We start from the raw sequence: 15,554 nt of genomic DNA on the forward strand, positions 1-15,554 counted from the left end.
GAATGTCTTCAATTCTTACTGAGTACCATCCAGTTGAAGAAGGATTGAAACTTGGCCTGAAACTAGGCGAAGTAGGTGCAGTGGCAAAATCTTACTGAGTACCATCCAGTTGAAGAAGGATTGAAACTCCGGCATTGCGAAGCGGAACCGCTGGCGGAAGTTCCTTACTGAGTACCATCCAGTTGAAGAAGGATTGAAACTCATCTGGACGATTATTGGATTGACTGGGAAGCTAACTTACTGAGTACCATCCAGTTGAAGAAGGATTGAAACCTGCAAGCTCGGTTTTCCCGTACCGAGGGCTTATCTTACTGAGTACCATCCAGTTGAAGAAGGATTGAAACTTGATCATAAAACGTGGGGTTAAAAAATGTGAATAAACTTACTGAGTACCATCCAGTTGAAGAAGGATTGAAACACTCGTCCTCAGTCAGATTCCGCCCCTCGGCGTTATCTTACTGAGTACCATCCAGTTGAAGAAGGATTGAAACGTCAGACAATGCGTACCCATCACGGCCCACTCCGAACTTACTGAGTACCATCCAGTTGAAGAAGGATTGAAACTTGAACTGGTTGGAATGGAGTAATTGAAATGTCCAGCTTACTGAGTACCATCCAGTTGAAGAAGGATTGAAACATTAACCATCCACAACGTCATGATCGAAAGAATAACTTACTGAGTACCATCCAGTTGAAGAAGGATTGAAACTGGCTGTTCAAGGAGCGAGACTTGGAACGGGCGCGGCTTACTGAGTACCATCCAGTTGAAGAAGGATTGAAACTGGCCCGGTTCACACAGAAGCCATGAACACCACCCCCTTACTGAGTACCATCCAGTTGAAGAAGGATTGAAACCGGGGAAGGTAAATACCGAGTCGGGTAAGTCGCTGACTTACTGAGTACCATCCAGTTGAAGAAGGATTGAAACCTCTTACCGCATTGCCCGGCATATTTCCGGTCAGGGCTTACTGAGTACCATCCAGTTGAAGAAGGATTGAAACTGCAGTACTTCAAAATGGAAGCGTTTGAAGCGAGTCTTACTGAGTACCATCCAGTTGAAGAAGGATTGAAACAACCATACGGCGCTCTGCAACTCTTTTTTGGCGGCACTTACTGAGTACCATCCAGTTGAAGAAGGATTGAAACGCCTGTCATGGTGCGTCAGTGTCAACGACCCGCACCACTTACTGAGTACCATCCAGTTGAAGAAGGATTGAAACACACTCACGGGTAACGCCATCGTCGCCAATAGCATACTTACTGAGTACCATCCAGTTGAAGAAGGATTGAAACTTTCTGGAAACAGGAAGAGAAAGATATGTACAACGACTTACTGAGTACCATCCAGTTGAAGAAGGATTGAAACCGGGTGTCAAGTGTCCACAACCGCTGGTTGACCCACTTACTGAGTACCATCCAGTTGAAGAAGGATTGAAACCATCATCGCTTAACAATCACCACCCCAAGCGAACCGCTTACTGAGTACCATCCAGTTGAAGAAGGATTGAAACGGTCCGGCCGTCGTCGCAGGGCTTCAGCATTGCTGACTTACTGAGTACCATCCAGTTGAAGAAGGATTGAAACAAAAGGAAGAATCTTACCAATACTCAGTCCTTCCCGCTTACTGAGTACCATCCAGTTGAAGAAGGATTGAAACCGCCCAAACTCTTGAACTGGGGGATTATGATGGTGACCTTACTGAGTACCATCCAGTTGAAGAAGGATTGAAACACCATGTAAACGATTGAAAGAAACATGAACCAAGCACCTTACTGAGTACCATCCAGTTGAAGAAGGATTGAAACAAGTGACCTATAATCACTTCCTTGTGCTCCTGAACGCTTACTGAGTACCATCCAGTTGAAGAAGGATTGAAACCGACACGTTTCCGGTCGTAAGTCGATACAACAACCCCTTACTGAGTACCATCCAGTTGAAGAAGGATTGAAACCTCCGCATTGCCGATGAGGATCGACAACAACCTCACCTTACTGAGTACCATCCAGTTGAAGAAGGATTGAAACTTGAGTCCGCCATTCGGGAGAAAGACGCCAGCACAAACTTACTGAGTACCATCCAGTTGAAGAAGGATTGAAACCCGGAAACGTCACCTTAGGCAAGGCTGGCGGACCGGCTTACTGAGTACCATCCAGTTGAAGAAGGATTGAAACCCGAATAGGACATCAATAGTATACCGCCCCAAATGACTTACTGAGTACCATCCAGTTGAAGAAGGATTGAAACGATGCAAGCCTTAGAACTCGACGCCCCCGCCACCTCTTACTGAGTACCATCCAGTTGAAGAAGGATTGAAACTTGAAGCCGCCATTCGGGAGAAAGACGCCAGCACAACTTACTGAGTACCATCCAGTTGAAGAAGGATTGAAACCGAATGTCTGACCAGACGTTAAGGTAGCTCATAAATCTTACTGAGTACCATCCAGTTGAAGAAGGATTGAAACAGATGAAGTACATCAGCACATACCAGAAAAACGGATCTTACTGAGTACCATCCAGTTGAAGAAGGATTGAAACACCCGACCGGCCACGCAATAATACGCCCGGCTTCAACTTACTGAGTACCATCCAGTTGAAGAAGGATTGAAACGCCCCCCAAAATACCGGTCGATCAGGCTTTGCTCCGCTTACTGAGTACCATCCAGTTGAAGAAGGATTGAAACCTGTCGAACACGATGCCGTCGATCTCAACTTTCCGGCTTACTGAGTACCATCCAGTTGAAGAAGGATTGAAACTTCGATTCATCGATCACGAACGGCGTTTCCCATCCCCTTACTGAGTACCATCCAGTTGAAGAAGGATTGAAACATCATCGGCGACCCAATCCCGGCGACAATCCCGCCCTTACTGAGTACCATCCAGTTGAAGAAGGATTGAAACTTTCCGGGCCGTCCTCCATCGTCACCCTGGCCGTGCCTTACTGAGTACCATCCAGTTGAAGAAGGATTGAAACTTATTCTGAGTAGCTGCCCGCTGGATTGGGTGTCGAACTTACTGAGTACCATCCAGTTGAAGAAGGATTGAAACGTCCAGGGTGAAGGCGACGGCCTGAACATATTTGAACTTACTGAGTACCATCCAGTTGAAGAAGGATTGAAACCCCTTGCCGGTTTTTTGAAACGAAAAACGGCGGCACTTACTGAGTACCATCCAGTTGAAGAAGGATTGAAACAGCTGGAGCGCGACCCAGCCAGCAAGCGACAAAAAGGCTTACTGAGTACCATCCAGTTGAAGAAGGATTGAAACATCTACCGCAATCGGTTGCTATTTCTGGAAAATTCCTTACTGAGTACCATCCAGTTGAAGAAGGATTGAAACCAAAGGTTCTGGAACCGTCGGCGGTAACGCAGTAACCTTACTGAGTACCATCCAGTTGAAGAAGGATTGAAACCCACGCTGACGATTGAAAACACCAGTGACTTTCTCACTTACTGAGTACCATCCAGTTGAAGAAGGATTGAAACACCGTATCGCCCATCGCCAGCTACACCGTGAAACGCTTACTGAGTACCATCCAGTTGAAGAAGGATTGAAACTTAAAGCCTGGGACCAGGCCACCAAAGCGGAACTAGTCTTACTGAGTACCATCCAGTTGAAGAAGGATTGAAACCCAAACACCTCACTGACGGGAAGGGTAAAATCGTGACTTACTGAGTACCATCCAGTTGAAGAAGGATTGAAACAATCAAAGTGTACTGGTCAACAGCAAGCCGACGTCTCTTACTGAGTACCATCCAGTTGAAGAAGGATTGAAACTACTTTCGTTCCTGGGTTGCGTATGGTGTCGGCCACTTACTGAGTACCATCCAGTTGAAGAAGGATTGAAACAAAAGTTCCAGGGGTGGCCACGGCATCGTACGCTGGCTTACTGAGTACCATCCAGTTGAAGAAGGATTGAAACCAAAAGTGAATCTTTTAATTGCATGTAGTAGCCAATCTTACTGAGTACCATCCAGTTGAAGAAGGATTGAAACTCTTACTGACGGTGACTGGTATTTCGGCCCTGACGACTTACTGAGTACCATCCAGTTGAAGAAGGATTGAAACGTATTCACGGAAGAAAACTTAAAATCGCGGATGATCTTACTGAGTACCATCCAGTTGAAGAAGGATTGAAACCCGTTTACGGCTGAACCCGGACAGCAGCAACTGGAACTTACTGAGTACCATCCAGTTGAAGAAGGATTGAAACTCCCAGTGCTTGACAATCGCCACGACCGCCAGCGTCCTTACTGAGTACCATCCAGTTGAAGAAGGATTGAAACGTGCTGTATTTCCGTAACCCCCCCGGCAATGGCCTGCTTACTGAGTACCATCCAGTTGAAGAAGGATTGAAACGAGCATACACCGTTAATAATAGGGCGCTGACTAACACTTACTGAGTACCATCCAGTTGAAGAAGGATTGAAACGCGCACCAAAAGGGCGGAGTCGGTAAAACGACCCTACTTACGGAGTACCATCCAGTTGAAGAAGGATTGAAACCGCTGACGATGGTGTATGGTGCTCCCGATTAATTGGACGGTTTTTGGGGAACACCATACCGTAGTTTAGAAGGTGCCGCCATTCGCTGCGATCCAACCGGTTCCTGTTTCCCACGAATCGCCAGACAATCGCTGACTGACGACGTCGTTGTTTACGGCAACGCAAACGCCACGTACCGATCCCCCGATTTTGTTTTGAGTTTGCCACCCCCGCAGGCAATCACCACGTATTGCTTGCCATTGACGGCGTAGGTACTCGGCGAGGCATACCCGGCAGCGGGCAGTTTGGCGCGCCAGCGTTCACGGCCCGTTTTTCGGTCGAAAGCCCGAATCAGTTCGTCGCGGGAAGAAGCAATGAAGAGCAAACCGCCCGCCGTAACCGCCGGGGCGCCGTAGTTGTCGGTGCCCGTCGGGGGAATGCCCTTCGCCACCAGTTCGGGGTATTCACCAAGCGGCACTTGCCAGCGGTGTTCGCCCGTATTCAGGTCGATCGCCGTCAGCGTGCCCCAGGGTGGGCGGCTCACGGGATACCCGGCCCGGTCATACCAGCGGGTAAACCCGGTGTGGTGGTAGGGCGCGGTGTTCAGGCCCGCGTTGCTGGCAACGGACGTGGTTTTACCAAACAGAAAATCCACGATGGCCCTGCGCTCAACTTCCTTCAGGTGGGTGAAGGCCGGCATCATGCCCTGGCCTTTGGCCAGAACCTCGGCCACGGAGGTCTCGTTGCGTTTTTGGGCAATAGTAGCCAGGGCCGGATAGGTACCGTCGTGACTGCCTTCGCGGTTTGGGCCGTGGCAGGCGGCACAGTGGGTTTGGTAGAGTTGGCTACCGGTGCGGTTAACGGTTCCGGCTGACACCGAACCGGTTTTGGTTGGAACCAGCGCCATGGTGACCGGAATTTGCTTGGCGGGAACGTACATAATGCCCGCTTCGTCCACCGCGGCCCCGCCCCACTGTGCGCCACCGTCGGTGCCGGGAAAAAACACGGTCCGGTTGGGACTCAGGGGCAGGGGAATGAACTCCTTCCCCGATTGCCAGCGCCGGAGCTGGGCCAGCACCGTGTCGCGGTCGGTTACAAAGTCATTAATATCGCTTTCCGAAAACGATTGCCGGGTAAAGGGGGCGGGTTTGAGGGGAATCGGCTGGGTGGGCCAGGCTTTTTCCCCCGGAACGGTAGAAGCAGGCATGGGTCGTTCTTCAATCGGAAACAGCGGTTTTCCCGTGACCCGGTCGAAGACAAACAGAAAACCTTGTTTGGATAAAACCGAAACCGCATCCACCTTTTTGCCGTCATGAACGACGGTGAACAGATTGGGGGGAGCCGGAATATCACGGTCCCAGATGTCGTGGTGGATCGTCTGAAAATGCCAGCGTCGCTTGCCCGTGGCCGCGTCGAGGGCAATAAGGCTGTTACCGAACAGGTTCTGGCCGGGCCGGGTACTGCCGTATAAATCGAAGGCCGCCGTCCCCGTGGGCACGTAGACGATGCCGCGCTGGCGGTCGATGGCCATGCCCATCCAGTTGTTGGCACCACCGAAGTTGAGATGGCCGTCTTTCGGCCAGGTGTCGGCCCCGTACTCGCCGGGGTGTGGAATGGTGTGGAACGTCCAGACGAGCCGCCCCGTGTGCAGGTCGTAGGCGCGCACGTCGCCGGGCAGGGCCGGGGCGATCTCCGACACCCGGTGTCCCATGATGAGCAGATTTTTATACACCACACCCGGCGTGTTACTCACCACATACTCGTCGGCACCGGGGCGGGTGAGACCTTCTTTCAAGCTGATTTTTCCGCCTTTCCCAAAACTGGGTACCGGCTTTCCCGTTCGGGCGTCGAGGGCGTAGAGCAACGAGCCGTAGGCGAAGAAAATCCGGGCCTGTCGCCCATCGGTCCAGTAGGTCACTCCCCGGCTATTCATGGCGAAAGTATCGTCGGTGAAGGCGGTTTTCCAAATCTCCCTGCCCGTGGCCGCATCGAGCGCAAAGGCCTGCGACCCCGCCGAAACACCGTACAGCACCCCGCCGACGATGAGCGGATTGCACTGAATCTGGGTGTTGTTTTTGAGCGTATCGACTCCACCCGACGCATATTCCCAGGCGACCTTCAAGCCCCCGACGTTGCCGGGATGTAGCTGCGTGAGGGGCGAAAAATGATTGCGATCGGGCCCGCCATTGTATTCGGGCCAGTCGGTGGTGGTGGTTTTTTCGGTCAGGCTGAGCAGACCAGCCATCAGGAGTAAGGCGGGGTAGGTGAAACGTTTCATGGGCAGGGTTCAAGGAAGAACAAATAAACACAAAAGGACCGAAAGTTGCGGTAACCTTCCGGCTTATGTGGTTCAGGATCACCAAAACTCTGTGTTTTTCCACGAGACCCAATGGGCCGAACAAGGCAAGTTTGCGACAGTAGCCGCAAGCGGCTTGCGGCTACTGTCGCAAACAAGAATGTAAGATCATTTTTTGTAGAATCGCGTTAGCTGGTCCAACCGCTGTTTAACAAGCACATTCTTCATGGGCTCGAATCGGGCCAGCTCAACGCCGTCTTTGGTGACGACCACATAAAAGGGCTGATGCAACCTGGTGGTGAGGTGATAGATGGTTGCCAGTTCAGCGATGTCCTCAGACCAGGCCGCCATGGCATACAACGAGACATACGGCGTCTGCGCGAGCTTTCGGTAGACTTCCGGTGCCAGGCTGATCGGCACGGCTTTGCCGCTTCGGAAACGGGTTTGTTCCAGCAGCGAATCGATGTAGGGATCGACGGGCACGTTCATTGTGCGCCAAATCCCTTTGGTGAACACGGTCGGTTCAACAACGGACTGCTTTTCGGCCGCGTGCGGGGTAATCTCTGTGACGGCATCGACGATGTGGGTAGCCTCGTGCAGCAGCACGTAAATGATGGCATCCAGATTACCGCCTTCGACACGTACCTTGTAGTCAGCATCATCTGCCGGTTTGAAGCACGTCTTTTCTTTCCACGATGCCCATTCTGAAATGGTCTCGTCCAACAGTCCTGCCCGAAAAGTAATGTTGAACAGCTTTGGCACGCCAGCGGAATCAACCGGGGATGTCAATGCCGTGTTCGGCATGTTATCCATAAAGCTGATGCTGTGCAGATGCTGTTTCAAAATCTGCTGATGCAGGGGTGGCAACAGGCCAAATGCATTTTTCACCTTGTCTTTTTGGGCGGGCGTCAGGGCATGATCGACGGGCTTCATGCCGGCCTCGCGAAACATCTTGAAAACGCTTTCGGGTGCAATCCGTATCCGCTGAGACGGGTCATTCCTGTAGGTGACGTCCAACTTTTGCGCTTTGGTAAATGCGGAGAAAAACAGCATGACCAATGCCGGCATTACCCATCTCAATCCCGGTTTTTCGATCATCATTTGTAGGATACTTTTAAGGTTTCGCAGGAGGTTCCGTCACAAAAGTATGCGTTTTCTCGCAGCAAGTCCGGCGAATGTATGGTTTGAACGCTTATCCCGTAATCCTCAACGAGCGGATGAATGAACCAGCAAGGTCAAGGTGATAGTGCATCACGGCAGGACTTCCATCAAAATTGCCCGTAACTTCTACGGTGAGATCGGCCACGGTGCCGGTTTGATTGTAATCGAGCGGTTGTAACTGCATTTGATACTTCTGCGTTGCCTGCTGTATCCACTGCCTGATTTCGGTTCGGCCCGCATAAGACGATCCCTCATCGGAAACGGTGGCTCCTTCGGTGAAGTGCGCAGCAAATGCCGTGCTGTCCAAATCGTTTTGTGCCTTGATAAGGCTTTCAATAGTGCCGGGAAGTTTCATAAAATTTAAGGTTTGTGTTGATTAAACTGGTTTTGTTTCAATAGCGCTTTGATAAATGCCCGCCTATACCGTGGGTATGGTACCGCCGTCAATCACATAGTCGGTGCCGGTGAGGTAGGTTGCCCTGGGCGAAACCAGGAAGCCAACCAGCTCGGCAACTTCCCCGGGCCAGGCCGGCCTGCCGAAGGGGATGCCGCCCAGTGCTTCCATGACCCCAGCGGCCGCCTGTTCAGTGGTGATGCCCGAACTCCCGGCGATCCGCTCCATCATCCGGCTGGATGCCGTGGTCATAATCCAGCCTGGCGATACGGTGAGCACACGCACGCCTTTCGGTGAAACTTCATTGGAAAGGCTTTTGCTGTAATTCACCAGGGCTGCTTTTGCCGCTGCATAAGGAAGCGTGGAGTCATACAGGGGCAACTTCGCCTGGATGGACGCGATGTGGATGATTACCCCTTCACCGCGCTTGATCATGCCGGGCAAAAATCCGCGGTCCAGTCGCACGGGCGCCAGGAAATTGGTCTGAATAGACGACTCCCAATCCTGATCAGAAAGCACCGAAAAACCGCCACCCGGTGTTTCAGAACCACCCATGTTATTAACGAGGATGTCCAGGTGGCCGAATTGATCCCGTACTGCGTCAACGACTTTCTGCGTTCCTGCGGTTTTGCTTAGATCTGCCGCGATAAAAAAGGTGCCGTTGTTTTCAATGTCCGGTTTGTTTCTTGCCGTAATGATCACCGTTGCACCCGCTTTCATCAGGCGATCGGCAATCGCTTTACCGGTGCCTTTGCTGCCGCCGGTTACCAGCGCAATTTTGCCCGCCAGTTCATTTTCAAAAGTAAAGTCCATTGACCTGCTGATTTGTTTAGGGCAAATTTCGGGCGTAGGACACGGGCTGACAAGTACGGACTTACGATTCAGATAGGGATAAATTTATCCCTATTGAACGGCCCAATGCCTATGATTATCTTTGCAGGATGTACGAAAGAAAGACATTGCCCGACCTGAACTGCGGGCTCGACCTGATCGGCGAAGTACTTTACGGGAAATGGAAGATGCGGCTTCTGTGGTTTATCAACGAAGGATTTAAACGCCCCAGCGAGTTGCAGCGAAAAATTCCGGGGGCGTCCCGGCGCGTGCTGAATGTGCAGTTGAAGGAACTGGAAAGCCACGAGCTGGTGGGAAGGGTGATTTATCCGGTTGTCCCCCCCAAAGTGGAATATTATCTGACCGATTTTGGTCAATCCCTGATCCCGGTCATCGGCGCAATCGGGCAGTGGGGTGATGCGCATGACCAGCGTTTGCGGACGCTCATTCTGAAAGAAATCCCCAACACGGGTCCTACAAATGGGGAAAAGATCGTTGAACAGGACGGCCAATTTACAGACAATCCAGATAGAGCAACAACAGGCAGATGGTCGTGACGATCCATCATGCCGATGGAAAACAGCCCCTAACGGTTAACCAGCAGGCCAAGGGCGGACAGTGGATGCCTCTGGGGAAATTCCGGTTTGAGAAAGGCTACAAAGGGTCGATTTGCGGTTTGCCGGGGTATACCTGATGAAAGATAAGAGATGAAAGTAAACTTATTCACTTGCCAATAAATACCTAAAAATCAAAGGTTTTCACTTGTCCCTACGAGTACCCCAAACCCTCTCTCAAAACCCAAAAAAAAGCCCGCAATCTGCGGGCTCCTACCATTTTCCACTTCCAACAACGTTCTCACTGCCAGACAAACCTCCCGGTATTTTCCAGGGTACACCTCAGATTATCCGGAATACAATTCTGCCATGCTCCTTTCGCGCGTTCTGACAGCTTTTTAACAGACATTCTGTTCATTCGGATGGCTTGCCGGAAAGCCAGCAACGCCCCGGTCATCAGCGGGCGAGCGACTTGAATTTTCGGGTCAGTTCCGTCAGGGATTCTTCCACGCCCATCCGCTCCAGCGACGAAGCGCCCACAAAACCCTGCACATTCGTCCGCTCCAACACCAGACGAACATCGTCCGGGGTATTGATGGGGCCGCCATGCGCCAGGAAAAAAATGTCGGAACGGACTTCTTTTGCGGCATCGATGATTTGTTGCGTCCGCTCCACGGCTTCGTCCATGGAACAACTGGCATCCGTCACCCCAATGGAGCCGCCAACGGTGGTGCCGACGTGGGCAATGATCGCATCGGCACCCGCTTCGGCCATATGCCGGGCATCGTCGGGGGTGGCAACATAGACGATGGAAAACAACTCCATTTTGCTCGCCAGCCGCACCATCTCGACTTCTTTCTGAAACCCCATCCCGGTTTCTTCCAGCACCCGCCGGAAGTGGCCGTCGACAATACAGTGGGTCGGAAAATTGTTGATGCCGGAAAAGCCCATGTCCTTCACTTTCAGCAGGTGGTGCCACATCCGCCGGCGGGGGTCGGAGCCGTGTACCCCGCAAATCACCGGAATTTCTTCAACGACGGGCAGAACTTCAAACTCACCGATTTCCATAGCCACGGCGTTGGCATCGCCGTAGGCCATCAAACCGGCCGTAGAACCGTGCCCCGCCATGCGAAACCGCCCGGAATTGTAAATGATAATCAGATCGGCACCCCCTTTCTCGATGAATTTGGCACTGATACCCGTTCCGGCACCCGCAGCAATAATGGCTTTCTGGCTGTCCAGCGTAGCCTGCAAACGCGCTCTGACTTCAGCTCTCGTATAGGGGTTTCCTTTTCCCGTCCATTGGTTCGGCATACGATATATCTTGGTTTATTTTGGTTGTACTAATTCCAGTAAATGGGCGACCAGCACGTCGGCAAACGCCGGGTCGTTGATGTGCGCGGGCGACTCGATTAATCGCACCGCTTCGGATACATTCGTTTTGATCGCCGAAAACAGGACACGGTTTACCTCGGGTTGATAAAAAACGTGTCCGGGCGCGTCGATCTGCGAAATGCCGTTCAGCGGCAAAACCACCGTGACGCCCGCCTTCGACTGATTCACTTTCCGGGCCAGCAACCGGCCCAGTTGCTCGTTTTCGGCGGCATCGGTTCGCAACAGCGTTACATTCGGAGCCCAACTATACAGTTGGCGGTGCCGGTAATGCGCCGGAACCGTGTCCGGCTGGCTGAAATTAACCATATCCAGGCAGCCCGGTGCCACCACCTGGGGCAGGTTCATCCGGGCAGCCGCCGTAAGACGGTCTGGCCCGGCGCTGCACACTCCTCCACATAATTCATCGGCCAGTTCGGTGGTCGTTACGTCCAGAACGGCATCGAAATGGCCTTCCTCGATCAGACTTTCCATGGTGCGCCCCCCGGTGCCGTTGGCGTGAAAAGCGACCACTTCATACCCTTGTTTTTCCAGCCGTTCGGTACAGTAATTCACGCAGTCTGTGGTGTTCCCAAACATGCTGATGGCAATGCGCCCCACCGGTTTGTGGCGTCGGGCCGGAACCACCGCCCCCATTGCACAAATGGCCGCTGCGGCCTGTTCGATGAGCGGGGATAACATGCCATTCAGACCGGCCACGTCGACGACCGATGCCATCAGCGTGATGTCTTTCGTACCAACTTGCCGGGTCAAATCCTTGGCGGCCATGGTCGACAGGCAGAGTTTGGGGACGCCGAACGGAATGGGCTGCATGGCCGAGAGAGACACGAATGTGCCGCCACCACCACCCATACCAATGGCTCCCTTCACCCATCCCGCTTTCACCAGCCGCTCCACGATGGTGGCCGCTCCCAGCCCCATGACCTCGATGGCCCGACCCCGGTCCCGGCTCGTTCGCAGATCCGCCAATGATTGGTTTGCGGCTTCGGCAACGGCTTCTGAATCGTAATCAATCGGGAAATCGACGGCGGTTTCCATGACGCCGGAGTTGACAGTAATGACGGATTCACCCCGCGCCAGAATGCAATTCCGCAGAAATGCAAAGGCCGGGCCTTTCGTGTCAAAACACCCAATAACGACGATAGATGGTTGCATACATCCCTAAAAGAGCGATTTGTAGAAATCTAACCCTTCGCGGGCTAATTCATCGGGACTGGCGGCCAGGGGTCGCCAGATGGACGCAGCTTTGGCGAGTTCGGCGGAAGGCGCACCGAAGGTTTCGATGACGACGGCACCCTCATAGCCAATGTCCGTTAAAGCGGTTTTGATGCCGGGCCAGTCCACATTGCCGGTGCCGGGGGTGCCACGGTCACTTTCGTTGCCCTGCACATGGCACAGCAGGTCTTTCCCGACGGCCCGGATGGCAGCCGGAATGCTTTTTTCCTCAATGTTATTGTGAAAGGTATCGAGCGAGATTTTGAGAAACGGGTGACCCAGTTCGCGCACCAGCGACAGCGCCTGTTCAGCGGTGTTCACCATGTCGGTCTCGAAGCGGTTCAACGGCTCCAGCCCAAGGATAACGCCACACGTCCGGGCGACCTCGGCGGCTTCGTGCAGGTTTTCGAGGCACCAGGCCCTTTCCGCTTGTTTGCGTTCGGCCGAAACCAGGCGGGTTTTCCCCACGGCGGAATAAACCGGCCCCGTGAAAATCGGACTTTCCATCGTTTCAGCCAGGCGCAGGCAGTCTGCGATGTAGGTAAGGCCATTTTTGCGAATGGCGGCATCGTCGCTGGAGATGTCGCGGTTTGGGCCAAATGCCCCGCTCAGGGTAATTTTCAGACCCGTTTCGCGGGCCAGTTGTTTGAGCCGGACCCAGTCGATCAGGTCTTTATCCTCAACGGCCACTTCAATAATATCGTAGCCCATATCGGCCACTTTATAGAGCAGGTCGAACGAGGAGGTCGTGAACGGGGAAACCCAGACGAAAGTACTAACGCCAAATTGAATCATGTTGTCGGGAAATAGGTATTGAAAACCGTCCGGCAGCCGGACCGAACAAGCAAAAAGTCGGGCAAAAGCAACGCCTTCGCCCAACTTTTCAGATTACTTAGAATTGAATTAACGCAAACTGTGAGATTATTGACCCCGGAGGGGTCCGATGTTAATAGCAAATGGGTATTGTAACGTGAATGATGGGTAAAGTCTTCTCGTAGAGACGGAATGTTTATAGAACAACAGCCTGATTTCCAGTCGCCTGCCGTAGGTAGGCAACCGTTACCTACCTACGGCAGGCGACTGGAAGGATACGAAATCCCTACTACAAACATCAGATGCCTAACGGCATCGTAACAGAACTCAACGTATCCATCATTCACGTTACAATACCCATTTGCTATTAACATTACGTGCCGCTGGCACTTAAACAACTGTTAGGCATGGGCATCATCTCCTAGTTGGCGTTGATTTAATACGCTGGAATGGTGATGCGAACCCCTCCGTTCATGGCCGACTCGTGGGCGCAGATTCCCGCGAGGGTGTAGTTGGCGGCCAATTCGGCATCTACCGCCGAGTCTCGGCCTTCGATGATGGCGGCCAGAAACTCCTGTACCAAATGCGGGTGCGATCCCCCATGCCCTGCGCCCTGCAGGAACGAAACGTGGTTGGGGTCGTCGATTTTTTCGCGCTTAGTGAAGTGCTTGATGGGGTCGATCAGTAATTCGTCCGTGTCGGGTACGTTGATGCGCCGGGCATTCTCCCCCCCGTCGAAAATGACGTGTTCCTCATCCTGCAACTGTTCCCATTCAAACGACATTTTAGTGCCATACACATCGTAGCTTTCCCGGTATTGCCGCACGACGTCGAACAGCGATCGCGTAGCCTCGGCCACAACGTCGGAGTCTTTCAGCGTAAATGTTGCCGTTTCAACGGCAAAGGGCGAACCGTAGCGACTGGCCAGGTCCTCACTCAATCGCCCGGAACCGTGACAGACGACGGTTTCGGCCCTGGTGTTGTTGATGCGCAGGAGGGGCGAGATGGCGTGCGTACCATTGAGCATCGGCGGATAGCCTTTCCAGTATTCGCCCCAGCCTTCCATGCTCATATCCTGAATATGTGATCCCCGAACAAACTGAATGCGACCGAGTTGACCCGTTTCGGCCAGGTTCAGGCCATATAGGAATTCGCGCGTGTAGAGGGCGGTTTCCATCATCATATATACTTTGCCACTCCGCCGTTTGGCCTCCACAATGGCTTGGCAGTCTTCTTTGGTCATGGCCATCGGGATGGTGCAGGCCGTGTGTTTATTGGCGTTGAGCGACGCCAGCGTCATCCGGGCGTGATCGGGCACGGGCGTAACGACGTGGATGGCGTCGACATCGGCGCGGCCGGGTATATCCTCAAAATGCTCAAAACAAAGGTCCGGGTCAAGGTTGTATTTGGTTCTTAAATCATCGAGGGTCTGGCGATTGCGGGTACAGATGCCCACCTTGCCGATGTTGGGGTGTTGCAGGTAAATGGGAATAAACTCTTTGCCGAAACCCATACCCACGATGACAACGGTAATTTTCTGGTCACTCATAACGACTTTAGTTGATTGATTATACGAACTTTGTTAAAATCAGTTTAGAATTCAGGGTTTATAGTTACACGATTACGACCCAAACCATAAACGCTAAACTATAGACTACTTGCGGGCCGCCCAGGCAACCGAATTCCGCAGGAGTGTCTGATACACCGGCAGGTTGTGCGACTCGGCATCGTGGCCCAATGCTAAACCGACAATGCGTGCCTTGGGGTGATTGACGACAAAAACGGAGGGATAAATCACATCGGACGTAGCGACGCTCGAACTGGCCAGCACCGAAATGCCCGGCCCGGCCGGATCCGGAATAAAAAAGTAACGCTCATCCTTCAGGTTGAATTTGGGTTCAACGCCCTTCGTAACGGGGTGTTGCGGGTCGGTCACGGTCACGTCGAAAGGGCCGTACTTGTCATGTTTGCGCGTGCCGCCACTCACCAGATTCTGGTTGTATTCCGGCCAGTCTTTCCAGTTATACCACAGGGCCGCATGGGCAAGCAGCAGGCCTTTACCCGCGTTGGCGTGATCCATAATGGCCTGACGAACCGCCGGGTTGGTGATGGGCCGGTTGTTGCTCAGATACAGCACGTCGGCATGGGGCAGAAAGGTCAGCATGGAATCGGGATCGCCCACGTAGTTGACCGTCGCGAAACCGTCGCGGCTCAACGTTTGGCCATCCACGTTGCGGTACCACATCCCGAAATTATGCGACGTTCCTCCACCCACCACCAGCACCCGAATGGGTTTGCCGGCTTTGGCGGTTTTGGGTGAACCAACCTTGCATTGCGTCAACGAGAGGCTCACCCCTAGTAGCAACAGAAGAAAAGAAAATGGTTTCATGGTGTTTTAACTTTAGTAGTTAATTGG

11 protein-coding genes and 1 CRISPR repeat array (1 of these 12 running past the window's edge) are annotated in these 15,554 nt (G+C 52.8%); of the genes, 2 read left to right on the forward strand and 9 right to left on the reverse strand.

Annotated features, from left to right (window positions below; all coding sequences use genetic code 11):
• A CRISPR array of direct repeats spans positions 1-4,503; the repeat unit is 37 nt; unit sequence CTTACTGAGTACCATCCAGTTGAAGAAGGATTGAAAC (it extends 4,227 nt beyond the left edge of the window).
• 151 nt (positions 4,504-4,654) lie between these two features.
• From DUE52_RS06260 to DUE52_RS06280, 4 genes are all read right to left on the reverse strand, one after another.
• Positions 4,655-6,760, reverse strand: a complete 2,106-nt coding sequence (locus DUE52_RS06260; protein WP_114405119.1) for an outer membrane protein assembly factor BamB family protein — start codon at positions 6,758-6,760, stop codon at positions 4,655-4,657.
• Between the two features lie 186 nt (positions 6,761-6,946).
• On the reverse strand, positions 6,947-7,879 hold the full coding sequence (locus tag DUE52_RS06270; protein WP_229312082.1) for a hypothetical protein: 933 nt from the start codon (positions 7,877-7,879) through the stop codon (positions 6,947-6,949).
• A gap of 91 nt (positions 7,880-7,970) precedes the next feature.
• Complete coding sequence (locus tag DUE52_RS06275; RefSeq protein ID WP_114405121.1) at positions 7,971-8,294, reverse strand: nuclear transport factor 2 family protein; 324 nt, start codon at positions 8,292-8,294, stop codon at positions 7,971-7,973.
• Positions 8,295-8,357: 63 nt separating this feature from the next.
• The gene (locus DUE52_RS06280; RefSeq protein WP_114405122.1) at positions 8,358-9,146 is read right to left on the reverse strand and encodes an SDR family oxidoreductase; all 789 of its coding nucleotides are present in this window, start codon (positions 9,144-9,146) and stop codon (positions 8,358-8,360) included.
• 128 nt (positions 9,147-9,274) lie between these two features.
• Here DUE52_RS06280 and DUE52_RS06285 point away from each other — a divergent pair, with 128 nt between their 5' ends.
• Complete coding sequence (locus DUE52_RS06285; RefSeq protein ID WP_229312083.1) at positions 9,275-9,721, forward strand: winged helix-turn-helix transcriptional regulator; 447 nt, start codon at positions 9,275-9,277, stop codon at positions 9,719-9,721.
• The gene (locus tag DUE52_RS32330) at positions 9,718-9,858 is read left to right on the forward strand and encodes a golvesin C-terminal-like domain-containing protein (protein WP_165840874.1); all 141 of its coding nucleotides are present in this window, start codon (positions 9,718-9,720) and stop codon (positions 9,856-9,858) included. The genes DUE52_RS06285 and DUE52_RS32330 overlap by 4 nt, the downstream gene beginning before the upstream one ends.
• A 316-nt stretch (positions 9,859-10,174) precedes the next feature.
• Here DUE52_RS32330 and DUE52_RS06290 read toward each other — a convergent pair whose 3' ends face one another.
• The 5 genes from DUE52_RS06290 to DUE52_RS06310 all read right to left on the reverse strand — a co-directional run bounded on the left by DUE52_RS06290 (position 10,175) and on the right by DUE52_RS06310 (position 15,527).
• Positions 10,175-11,032 (reverse strand): phosphoenolpyruvate hydrolase family protein, encoded by an 858-nt coding sequence (locus DUE52_RS06290; protein WP_114405123.1) that lies wholly within the window; start codon positions 11,030-11,032, stop codon positions 10,175-10,177.
• Positions 11,033-11,047: 15 nt separating this feature from the next.
• Positions 11,048-12,265, reverse strand: coding sequence for a Tm-1-like ATP-binding domain-containing protein (locus tag DUE52_RS06295; RefSeq protein WP_114405124.1), 1,218 nt, complete (start codon positions 12,263-12,265; stop codon positions 11,048-11,050).
• A 6-nt stretch (positions 12,266-12,271) separates the two neighbouring features.
• Entirely contained in the window at positions 12,272-13,120 is an 849-nt protein-coding gene (locus DUE52_RS06300) for a sugar phosphate isomerase/epimerase family protein (protein WP_229312084.1), read from the reverse strand.
• 454 nt (positions 13,121-13,574) lie between these two features.
• Complete coding sequence (locus tag DUE52_RS06305; protein WP_114405125.1) at positions 13,575-14,687, reverse strand: Gfo/Idh/MocA family protein; 1,113 nt, start codon at positions 14,685-14,687, stop codon at positions 13,575-13,577.
• A gap of 105 nt (positions 14,688-14,792) precedes the next feature.
• Positions 14,793-15,527 (reverse strand): ThuA domain-containing protein, encoded by a 735-nt coding sequence (locus DUE52_RS06310; protein WP_114405126.1) that lies wholly within the window; start codon positions 15,525-15,527, stop codon positions 14,793-14,795.
• Positions 15,528-15,554 lie beyond the last annotated feature (27 nt).

The organism is Larkinella punicea, from assembly GCF_003334855.1.
GTDB classification, from domain to species: Bacteria; Bacteroidota; Bacteroidia; order Cytophagales; family Spirosomataceae; genus Larkinella; species Larkinella punicea.

Coding starts and splice junctions, on each gene's coding strand:
- DUE52_RS06260 (WP_114405119.1), bottom strand. CDS start 6,760: ATGAAACGTTTCACCTACCCCGCCTTACTCCTGATGGCTGGTCTGCTC.
- DUE52_RS06290 (WP_114405123.1), bottom strand. CDS start 11,032: ATGCCGAACCAATGGACGGGAAAAGGAAACCCCTATACGAGAGCTGAA.
- DUE52_RS06280 (WP_114405122.1), bottom strand. CDS start 9,146: ATGGACTTTACTTTTGAAAATGAACTGGCGGGCAAAATTGCGCTGGTA.
- DUE52_RS06275 (WP_114405121.1), bottom strand. CDS start 8,294: ATGAAACTTCCCGGCACTATTGAAAGCCTTATCAAGGCACAAAACGAT.
- DUE52_RS06310 (WP_114405126.1), bottom strand. CDS start 15,527: ATGAAACCATTTTCTTTTCTTCTGTTGCTACTAGGGGTGAGCCTCTCG.
- DUE52_RS06270 (WP_229312082.1), bottom strand. CDS start 7,879: ATGATGATCGAAAAACCGGGATTGAGATGGGTAATGCCGGCATTGGTC.
- DUE52_RS06295 (WP_114405124.1), bottom strand. CDS start 12,265: ATGCAACCATCTATCGTCGTTATTGGGTGTTTTGACACGAAAGGCCCG.
- DUE52_RS06305 (WP_114405125.1), bottom strand. CDS start 14,687: ATGAGTGACCAGAAAATTACCGTTGTCATCGTGGGTATGGGTTTCGGC.
- DUE52_RS06300 (WP_229312084.1), bottom strand. CDS start 13,120: ATGATTCAATTTGGCGTTAGTACTTTCGTCTGGGTTTCCCCGTTCACG.
- DUE52_RS06285 (WP_229312083.1), top strand. CDS start 9,275: ATGTACGAAAGAAAGACATTGCCCGACCTGAACTGCGGGCTCGACCTG.